The sequence below is a fragment of the Aquidulcibacter sp. genome (genome assembly GCF_020253525.1).
Taxonomy (GTDB): Bacteria; Pseudomonadota; Alphaproteobacteria; order Caulobacterales; family Aquidulcibacteraceae; genus Aquidulcibacter.
The window spans coordinates 1-9,506 of the sequence record NZ_JADCBK010000047.1; the positions used below are offsets into that span (position 1 = coordinate 1).

At 53.9% G+C, this 9,506-nt stretch carries 11 protein-coding genes; 8 read left to right on the forward strand and 3 right to left on the reverse strand.

All coding sequences use genetic code 11. The features are described from left to right. Positions 1–1,876, reverse strand: a 1,876-nt coding sequence (locus IOB61_RS06235) for a type IV secretory system conjugative DNA transfer family protein (protein WP_290813785.1), incomplete at its 3' end; no start/stop codon positions are given. Between the two features lie 455 nt (positions 1,877–2,331). On the opposite strand from IOB61_RS06235, the gene IOB61_RS06240 reads away from it, so the two are divergent. From IOB61_RS06240 to IOB61_RS06250, 3 genes are all read left to right on the forward strand, one after another. Next, positions 2,332–2,682, forward strand: a complete 351-nt coding sequence (locus IOB61_RS06240) for a DUF2958 domain-containing protein (RefSeq protein WP_290813788.1) — start codon at positions 2,332–2,334, stop codon at positions 2,680–2,682. 105 nt (positions 2,683–2,787) lie between these two features. After that, positions 2,788–3,246, forward strand: coding sequence for a helix-turn-helix domain-containing protein (locus IOB61_RS06245; RefSeq protein WP_290813790.1), 459 nt, complete (start codon positions 2,788–2,790; stop codon positions 3,244–3,246). A 70-nt stretch (positions 3,247–3,316) separates the two neighbouring features. Further along, complete coding sequence (locus tag IOB61_RS06250) at positions 3,317–3,769, forward strand: PIN domain-containing protein (protein WP_290813814.1); 453 nt, start codon at positions 3,317–3,319, stop codon at positions 3,767–3,769. A gap of 48 nt (positions 3,770–3,817) precedes the next feature. Here the strand turns inward: IOB61_RS06250 and IOB61_RS06255 are convergent, their stop codons facing one another. Then, the gene (locus tag IOB61_RS06255) at positions 3,818–5,050 is read right to left on the reverse strand and encodes a S41 family peptidase (RefSeq protein WP_290813793.1); all 1,233 of its coding nucleotides are present in this window, start codon (positions 5,048–5,050) and stop codon (positions 3,818–3,820) included. Positions 5,051–5,324: 274 nt separating this feature from the next. After that, a complete protein-coding gene (locus IOB61_RS06260; protein ID WP_290813796.1) occupies positions 5,325–6,005 on the reverse strand; it encodes a helix-turn-helix domain-containing protein in 681 nt (226 codons plus the stop codon). Positions 6,006–6,208: 203 nt separating this feature from the next. On the opposite strand from IOB61_RS06260, the gene IOB61_RS06265 reads away from it, so the two are divergent. The 5 genes from IOB61_RS06265 to IOB61_RS06285 form a co-directional block, all read left to right on the forward strand. After that, the gene (locus IOB61_RS06265; protein ID WP_290813799.1) at positions 6,209–6,430 is read left to right on the forward strand and encodes a TetR/AcrR family transcriptional regulator; all 222 of its coding nucleotides are present in this window, start codon (positions 6,209–6,211) and stop codon (positions 6,428–6,430) included. A 296-nt stretch (positions 6,431–6,726) separates the two neighbouring features. Beyond that, positions 6,727–7,143, forward strand: a complete 417-nt coding sequence (locus tag IOB61_RS06270) for a hypothetical protein (RefSeq protein WP_290813802.1) — start codon at positions 6,727–6,729, stop codon at positions 7,141–7,143. Between the two features lie 152 nt (positions 7,144–7,295). Next, on the forward strand, positions 7,296–7,637 hold the full coding sequence (locus IOB61_RS06275) for a PaaI family thioesterase (protein ID WP_290813805.1): 342 nt from the start codon (positions 7,296–7,298) through the stop codon (positions 7,635–7,637). 359 nt (positions 7,638–7,996) lie between these two features. Next, on the forward strand, positions 7,997–8,593 hold the full coding sequence (locus IOB61_RS06280) for a sigma-70 family RNA polymerase sigma factor (RefSeq protein ID WP_290813808.1): 597 nt from the start codon (positions 7,997–7,999) through the stop codon (positions 8,591–8,593). Between the two features lie 224 nt (positions 8,594–8,817). After that, positions 8,818–9,506 (forward strand): hypothetical protein (locus IOB61_RS06285; RefSeq protein WP_290813811.1); only part of this gene is annotated, 689 nt, incomplete at its 3' end.

Below are 9,506 nucleotides of genomic sequence, written 5' to 3' on the forward strand. Positions count from 1 at the left end.
GAAGATATTTCATACCACCACTTTCGCCCGCAAAGGAGACTTCGGCCTCGGGGTCAAAGCCAAAGCTCTCTATCCCTGCCCAAGGGTGACCGGGCTTTTCAGGCGTATCAATTTGCTTGGTTTGGTCGGGCACGGCACGATTAGCGCGCTTGGCGAGCCAGCCAACTTTATCATAGCGGAGCTTGGGCAGGAGATAGGGTCTGTGTCCGGCAATGAAGATCAATTGCTTATCGTCCGGCAAAGCGCCCACTTCAGCGACATCGAGCAAAGGTCGTTCAACTTCAGCCAAAGTTCGACTGCCACCCGAGCCTGAAAAGTGATGCGGTAAGCTCGAACTCAAGCGCGTTTCCGTGACATGGCCCGTTAGCTTTGAGACCTTTTCCCGCGTCACCGGATCAAGGGCGGCAAAGGCCACATAAATCTGGGTATTGTCCAAAAATCCATTATTGACGCCATAGACGCGGGAAATGTCATTGAGACTCTGGGCGATGAAGAGGCATTTGATGCCATAGCCTGACGCCAGTCGGACCACGTCTTCAAAGAAGCTCACCTTACCAAGGAGCGGAAACTCATCGAGCGCCATTAAAAGCGCATGCTCTTTGGGCCTGCCATCGCTATCGGTCTCCATATGCGTCGTGAAGCTTGTCGAAGCCAAATGGAAAAAGAGCCGGACCAAGGGCTGCAAGGATTTTAAATCACCGGGCGAGACCTGCACATAAAGACTGACAGGCTCAGGGTTGCACATGAGGTCGCCAATCCGGAAATCGCTCGCACTGATCGCATATTCAATCTCGTGACCCGAGATCCAATTGAGATAAGAGCGGACTGTCATCTGGACGCTTTTGCGACCCTTCTCATGGGCTGATGCATAAGCGCGCGCGGCTTGGACAATATCAGGATGACAAATATGGCTAGGCTCTTTGGAATTGTCTGTCGTCGCCTTCGGGTTTGGAATATGACGGGTGGCAATCATCTGAGCGGCCGCCAAATCCAAATCAGCCGATAGATTGCGCACCGTCACCAGGTTCTTCTCTTCTACGGAGGCCGTATAAAGGACATGAAGAATAAGGGCTTGGAGCATGTCGGCCCCCTGCTTATCCCAAAAGTCTGACGGTCCTTCTCTTCCACCTGGCTCAATCAGGATTTCGACCAGACGCTTGACTTGGCCAACCGCGGCATCACCCGGACTGATTTCGGCCAGTGGATTGAAGCGCGCGGTATAAGGCGAGCGGGGATTGAAGAAGAGCGTCGGGCCCAGGCTCTTTCTAAAGCCAGCACTTGTCGCCCAAAGCTCTGCCTTAGGATCGAAGATCAATGCCGACCAGTTCCAATTAAGAAGCGTCGGCACCACAATACCGCGTCCCTTGCCCGACCGGGTACCGCCTGTAACCAACATGGGTCGCATGTCGCCTGAAACCAAAAGGTCAGGTGCAATAAATGAAAGCCGATCAAGTGGCCCTTCCGGGTCAAGTCGGCCAAAGACGACGCCTTGGTCTTTCGTGAGCCCTGCCTTGATCAGGGCCTTCCTGTCGCCCCAGCCAACAGATCTCCGACGCTTCTTGGCAATGCCCAGATCCGAGCCCCCTGCCCCATCTGGGCTATCAAATAGTTTGATCAGAAAAAGTGAAACAAGCAGACCAAGCATCAAGAATGGCACGCCCATGCCGATGGATGATTGGTGTTTGGGGAGCTGCCCCCAAGTCTTAGCCCAAATAAGAAAGTCCCAAGGGGGATAGAGCTTGGCCCCATCGCCAATCATCAGTCCCCACCCAAGGGCGGGTTGAAACTGATAGCGCCAGGCGACAACTTGGGTGGCGGCGGCCAATCCAATGGCAGCACCAATTCCCAGACAAACAAGTCGCGCGCGAACGCCCATCCTGTACCCCCCAAAAAGGACACACGAAGAGAGATGGCGTCCTTTGGTTGACGCGGCTTGGCCGCACAGGCGGTCCTGCCGCAGATTGTCAGGAAAGCATTTTTCATGCCACCCAAGATTGAATTTATCGCCCTCAGGTTGGTTACCGATAATTATCATATTTAATGTTTAAATACAATGGTTTAGCAATATCGCCGATTAGTTGAGTCCATAGCATCTGTCCTCAAATGAAGCTGGATAAGTCCTGATCTGGGACAGCATGCGCGTGCTTCTGAGGCATCCGGAATGGCTGATTAACCAAGCTCTACTTGTCGCCCATGCTGGCGAACGCTGGGAACGGGTGCCAGACCTGGCTTGCCATCAAGCCACAAGGGCGTTGACGGCGGCTCCATTGGGTCTGGCGGAGGAACTTCTGGTTCGCCGGCATGGTGCGCGGCGGCCTCAAGGAGGCTTAGATGTCACAATCACTTTTTACCCAAACCATCCGTCAGAAATTGCTTGCCAATGGCGCACGCTCTGCCGCAGGTGAGGACACTGATCCGGTCCCGGTCGCGAAACTCTTTACCCCTGACGCAAATGCCACTTGGCTTCTAACCGAGATTGATCCCGATAATCCCGACCTCGCGTTTGGTCTCTGTGATCTAGGGCATGGGTGTCCTGAATTGGGCTCGGTTAGTTTGAAGGAGCTTGAAAGCCTGCGTGGCCCCCTAGGTTTACCCGTGGAACGCGATGCTTATTATTCAGAGACGCGGGCTTTGAGTGAGATTGCGAGGCTGGCTCGGCGTGCTGGCAGGGTCTCGGCGTGATCTATCCTTCAAGATAGCCACGCCATTTTACCGACACAGTTTACGTTTATTGCGTTTATTGCGTTTATTTCGAATAGGCGATACCAAGGTTCTCAGGAGAAAGAAATGACAATGCCAGCCTACGCCCAGGAATTGGGCAGCCGATTGCCCTCAGCAAATGAGCGCGCGGTAGCAAATAACTTACGCCAAATCCTAGCAGCTCATGCCCAAGGCGGCACAACATTGCGGCTTCTACAAAGCGTGGATCAGCCCCCAACTGAAGTGACGCTCACGCCGGGATTATCCGCCCTGCTCATTGAGCTCTTGCGCTATCTGGGCCAAGGAGATGCCGTAACCTTAGTTCCAATCAGCCAGCAGCTTACAACTCAACAGGCCGCTGACATTCTCAATGTCTCACGACCCTTCCTAATCGCTGTCTTGGAACGTGGTGATTTGCCCTTCGAGCGCGTTGGCCGCCATAGGCGCATTAAGGCTGAGGATCTCTTTGAGTACAAACGAGCGCGCGATGGCCGCCGCAGCCAAGCACTCGATGCACTTGCGGCCATAGACGCAGAACTCCTCTAGCTCCGTTTTTGCCAATCGATATACCGCCTAAATCGATGCCTGCCCGCTAGCTCGTGTTCTGCCCCGGAATCTGCTTCTATCTCTTGCTGAAGCAGCTTTCTTTCGGGTCCGCTGGTCTGGTCAGGTTCTGGACGAAACAGAACGGGCCATAGCGGGGATGTTGTACAAGCGCGGCAACACAATTGAAGAGGCCCAAGAAAAGGCCGCGCATCAAATCCAGCAAATGCGCGCAGCGTTCGAGGATGCTGAAGTCGTCGATTTTGAGCATCTCCTGCCGGTTGCGAGCGACTTAGCTGATGCTAACGATGCGCACGTTTTAGCCGCTGCTCTGAAAACCCAAGCCGCGGCAATCGTTACCGATAATCTCAAGGATTTTCCGGCCCACATTCTCAATAGCTTCAATATTGAAGCGCGATCCTTCGACGACTTCATTGCGGACACAATTGCGCTCGATACAGGTCGCGCTGTCTCAACCATAAGACGCATGCGAGAGCGGTTCAAAAGACCTGAACTCACCCTGTAGGAGCTTTTCCATCTCCGGAAGCTAATCACTCAGACCTTCTGACTTGTCCTACCTACCACAATAATCTGTTTCGCTGGCATTGGCTTGAAATACTGGCTTAAAAATTTGGCGGACATTAGGTGGGGGCATATTTAGCGCCACATCTAGGGCACGACCAGAAGCAAACAGCCCATTATCGCCGCACAAAAGAATATCCGGCATCACTGGCCCAAGCTTTCGTTCGCCAGAGACATCTAAAAATTCAGCCGAGGGGGAGGCAAAGACAAGCTGGCTATTCTTTAGCCGAAAGAAGGCGATCTCTCCAAGTTCGCTCGTGGAACTTGAGGTCGGTGCGCCAATCAATTCGCCCAAATTGAAAAACTGGATTGCGCGCGCAAGCTGTGTAGCTGACGAGCCCGTATTGTGATCGATCAAGATACGCACGCGATTGGAGGGTAAAGCAGAAGTGACTTTGGGCAGTCCTCTGCTTCCGAAAAGGCGCGTCTCACCCATAGGGATGGAATCTAACGCCGCGACACCGTCTGCGCCTAAGATGGCTCGTCGCCAAGGTGCAAAGCGCAAAAGAGGTGGAACGAATTCGGCTAGGCCATCTTCATAAGCTTTGGACCTCTTCCAGCGTTTTCCCCCACTCATGGGGACCTCAGTACCTGTCAAAACTTTTAGTAATCCGGCTGATAGGCGTCCAGCACCGCCACGATTGCCACGCAGATCGACGATGAGGCTCGTGACTGTGCCCTGGACAATTCCCTCTCGGAGCTGTGACATCAACGTGTCCCACTCACCCACAAAGCGTTGATCCAAGGTCTTGATGTCCAGCCGCGCGACATTGCTTTCGATCACGAGTGAAAAGGGCGCTTGGCTTGTTTGGATTTGGTTTGTTGTATGTGATTGGCTCGCAAGCGGGTGTTCGCGCAGGGACATTGCCTCCCCTTCGATCACCGCCTGTGACCCGTCGCGAAATACAAGGGTGAAGGGCCCATCAATCCCCCAAAGCCACAACATCTCTGCGCCCCCTTCTCGGACACGCTGGGGAAGACGCAGGGGATTATGTTGGCCATAGCTACCTTTTACCCAATCGATAAACTCGCTTGCAGCTCGACCATTAATGGTTTGAACTGGGCGATTGTCGATCAAAAGCGATTCATCGGTTGCGAGGGCGACTGAGCTGTTGAGTTTGCGGCCGCCACGATCAGCATCCACGTTCCAATTCTCAAACGGAAACAGAACATAGATATGAGAGGAGCTGTAACCACCCGCAAACTCCATCGTTACAGCCGCCATCTGTCGCCGAGATAGCGTTACGGGAAGTGTTGAAGCCGCTCGGCTTAGAAAGGCGTTCGTCTCGCCTTGAGTCGGGATTAAGGCTCCGTCCGGGACTGTTGCCCGTATCGTTTGGTCGAATGATATAAGGTCTTCAAGTGCTGCACTTCGACTTATTTGTGCTTCAACAACCTTCTTGGGGGCGTCCAACAAGATCGGGCCACGCGGCGCTTTCGCCATTGCTACCCCCGCCGCGGCCCACAAACTCAAGCCAATTACGGCAATCCTTATAGCCCTAACCATTGTAGTCTCCGAACTCGATCATGCGCTCAGGTAGCGGCGACCAGCCCGATTGGTCTTGTAAAAAAACGACATTGGAACTGCCGCGATCACGATCAAGTTTGGGCGTGACGCCACTCCATAAGCGATAGGTCGAAGTAAAGTGAGCTTGATCATAAAAACCATGCTCCAAGGCGATCTCGACCAAAGTCTTGGCACTGTGAAGTACGTCATCGCGTGCCGTCTGTAAGCGGCGCAATTGTCTTGTCGCGGCAGTTGTAAGGCCGGTCTGGGCGCGGGCAATTCTTTGCTTTTGCCGCAGGGATAACTCGCGTTTAAAGGCCCCGTCATTTTCTGCGCTTAGCACCCTTGGCGCAAGCACCTCTGCGACATGGCTGTCTGAGATCGATACCAGCTTTTGGGCGATGTGAGGCAAATGAAGGTCAAATCGGCTGAGGGTTTGGGGCGATAAAGACACCACGGCGACTGGTCCGTTGGCCCTGATTTGACAGGTTGCGGCAAACCGATGTGGCCCTGCGATCACGGGCCCAGTTATAGCCGCTTCGCCCGGTCGCTGGAACGAGGCGGTTACCTCGGACAAAGGAATAAATGCTTGAACGCCGCCTTGTGCCACAACGGAGAAAACCGGCCCCGAAACTGCTGATCGATCTGGTCTTAGAAGCAGATGGTCAACCATGGTCTGAATTTGCTCCCTCCTTAAGTTCCGGTGTTTCACTATAAGGGTGATAATTGGCAAGCGGCGGATAGTAGCGATGTCAACCATTCAAGGGCCATCATTATTCGAGCCAATGGTGACTTTAGAGCATTCTCTAAGTTCATTGACAAGGATAAACATACAAGTGCATTTTGGCATCGGTAAACAGGACTGGGTATTCTAAAGTGCTTGATATCGTTAGCCCCGCCAATCGGTCACGAAAGCAGGCTCCAGCCAGAGACGGGACAGGCGGACGTACCCAAGATGAGCGCAGTGCCGCCACCCGTGAGAGTGTGATTGCTGCAGCATTCGAGATACTTCATCGTCAAGGCTATTCTGGCGCGACAACCTACGCCATCGCCAAAAGTGCTGGCGTTAGCAAGGTGCCCGTACAAAACATCTTCTGAGCCTGCGGTCCGCCAGTCCCCGAGGTGTCGCAACAGGCTGGGAAGGTTAACTACGAATGATATAATGCCACTATCGCCAAACTGGCTATAGTTTACAAGGCCAGTTTGATTAAAACGAGGTCATGTTCAATCGTCGATTCATCCAACTTCAAATCGGTCTCTTCCTCTATGGTGCGTCTCTGGCCCTAATGGTTCACGCGAACCTTGGGCTCAACCCGTGGGGTGTTTTCCACGAAGGACTGTCCCGGGTCACCGGGCACAATATAGGGACCGCCGTCAACCTAGTTTGAGCCCTTGTGTTTTTAATCTGGATACCGCTTCGCCAAAAGCCGGGCATCGGCACGATGTTTAACGTGCTTGTCATCGGCACTGCGGCGGATATGATTTTAGCTGTTTTTCCTCCAGTGACTGGACAGCCTTTGCAGGCAGCATTGCTGATTGACGCGATACTGCTAAACGGCGGCGCAATAGGTGCCTATATCGGCGCGGGCTTAGGCCCGGGGCCCCGCGACGGCCTGACAACAGGCGGAGTTCGCGTAACGGGCTGGGAAGTTCGATGGGTCAGAATGACGATCGAGTGTCTTGTCCTCATGCTCGGCTGGATATGTGGCGGTGCCATTGGGGTCGGGACGATAGCCTATGCCCTATCAAACGGACCACTTCTGCAAATTTTTCTGCCGATGTTCGAAATCAGACGTCACCCAACCCGTTAACTGCCATATAGTATCAATCTCAACCCTTTGAATTGAGCTAGGACTAATATCCACCTTGGGTCTTCAAGGTCGACAAGACCGGCTGCAGTCCAAACGTCCTCTAACCTAAAGTTGCGACTGCAACACTGGCGGTCTGCGTGCCATAACGCCAATTGATCATTAGAATCGACCTGAACTTTTGGCGAAGGCGTGCACATTGTAGCGGGTTGGTAGACGGCGGGCTCGCGCTTACGGCTTTGGATACGGCTATGGGACTGGCTGTTCTTTCCACCCTTGGAAAGGGCAAAGGCTTCGCCTCGACCGACACAGCGGTACGCTTCATTCGCGGCCTACAAGGTGGTCAAACACATGAGCTTGAAGTTATCGGAACCGTTGTTTCCTCAGGCCGCACAGTTTCAACCGCGCAGGGTGAAATCAGAACCACGAGCGGCAAGCTTGTCGCCACCGGAACGAGCGCATGTGCACTATTTGCAACATCTACTGAGGCGAAGTGAAAAGAGTGTCGCTTGCGCATGGAGCGCCTTTGGTTTGTCGGACTAAAACCTCTGCTTTCGCGCCCGCGCACTTTAAGCGATGGCGGCAACATTCGGCTATGTTTCGCTATAAAAAAGTCTGACTCAAATGCGACTAGGGGCGCAAAGCTGAGCTGCTGACCCATCCTCAAAAGCCGACATTCCATCGCCTCGAGACCCCGGCTGCGGAATAGTAGTCAGTAAAAAGAGAACATAAGCCCTGCCGCGTCAAAAGAGGAGCTGTGTTTTTCTTTCGCAGCCTGAACCCTTTTGAGCAAATGGAGCCTCTTCAATACGAAACTGGCACTCTGAGACCAATTTCACGCCGACGAGAGGAAAGCATGCTATCACCACCTACTCAGCTCGTGGAAGCCGCTCGGCGTGGCGAGCCTGGTGCCGTCCTCAAGCTGATTTGCCTCTGTCAGCCGAACCTCGCACGCTTTGCCCGGCGTACCTGCTCGACAACGGAAGATGCAGAAGACGCTGTGCAGATCGCCCTGTGGCAATTGCATCGACGCGTTGGCGCGCTGCGAACAGTGGCAGCCTTTGCAGGTTGGCTATTTCGAGTTGTGGAACGCGAATGCTACCGGCTTTTCCGGCGGCGCAAAGACACTGTGTCGGTCGATTTGCTACTCGAGCACGAGACACCACAAGTTGCCCAAGTGCCTCAAGACCTTCGGCTAGACTTAGCACGCGCGATCGAGCAACTCGAGCCGCCTTACCGCGAGGTGCTGCTGCTCCGCGATTTGCATGAACTGACAGCACCAGAAGTGGCTCAACAATTGGGCCTGAGTATTGAAGCCGTCAAAAGCCGTCTCCATCGTGGCCGCACCCAAGTGCGTGAAACGCTGATAGCCAGCGGCTACTGGCTTAAAGATGGGATGCCGAAGTCAAATGCCGCATCAAGCACCGTCGCATCAACCTTTATTGAGGACTGAAAGATGTTCTGTAGCAGCTCAATAACCACCCATTTGCTGCGCGGCATTGCTGCTTTGGCTTTGCTGGCCTCAGCCATTCTGTTGGCTGAAGTCGCACTTCATCTTCGCATCGGAGCTTTTCTGGGTGCACTTATTCTTATGCGCGGTTGTCCAATGTGCTGGGCTGTTGGCCTGCTTGAGACCCTAGACCGCTCGCAGCGCCCACAAGCCCAAAGGAACATACCATGACTATGATCGACGCCGTACTTCAACCTTCGAGAGCACAACCATCAATGCCACCAAGAGATTCTCAGCCGGTATCAGCCGACCTAGACCATATGCAGGTCGCGGCCACCCTAATAACTACCGACGTGAGCACCTCACTAGCCTCAGATCTGATCACAACCAAAAGACCCAGCAGCCTGATGAGGGAGTTTCCGGACAACTCTACACTACTCTTGAAGGAACAAGTGATTGCTGCACGGCTCAGTATTGCACTTATTGTGAGCGCCGTCGCGCTGGCCGGCTGTTCGACAATTGACAATACGCGGCTGGCACCAATTGCTGTACCGCTAGCCACGCCAAAGGTATCGGGCAAGCCGACATCCACTATAGAGCCAGTGCGTCAATTCACGCGGCAGCAACTAGACGAGATGGCAACCAAGGCAGGCATAGCGCCAATCGCTGGTTCAGCAGCGTGTGATGTTGCTGTTTATAGATTGCAATATGATACCCAAGGTGGGCGTGGCGAACCTGTTACGTCCAGTGCTGCTGTACTTGTGCCGCAAGGCACGGCTGAAGCATGCACCGGCCGTCGTCCTCTCGTGGGTTATGCTCGAGGGACAGCGTTCGTACAGGACACTGACATGGCCAAACCCGAACATGGCGAAGCCGATGCCGTTGCAGCAGCCACGATCTTTGCGGCTCAAGGGTA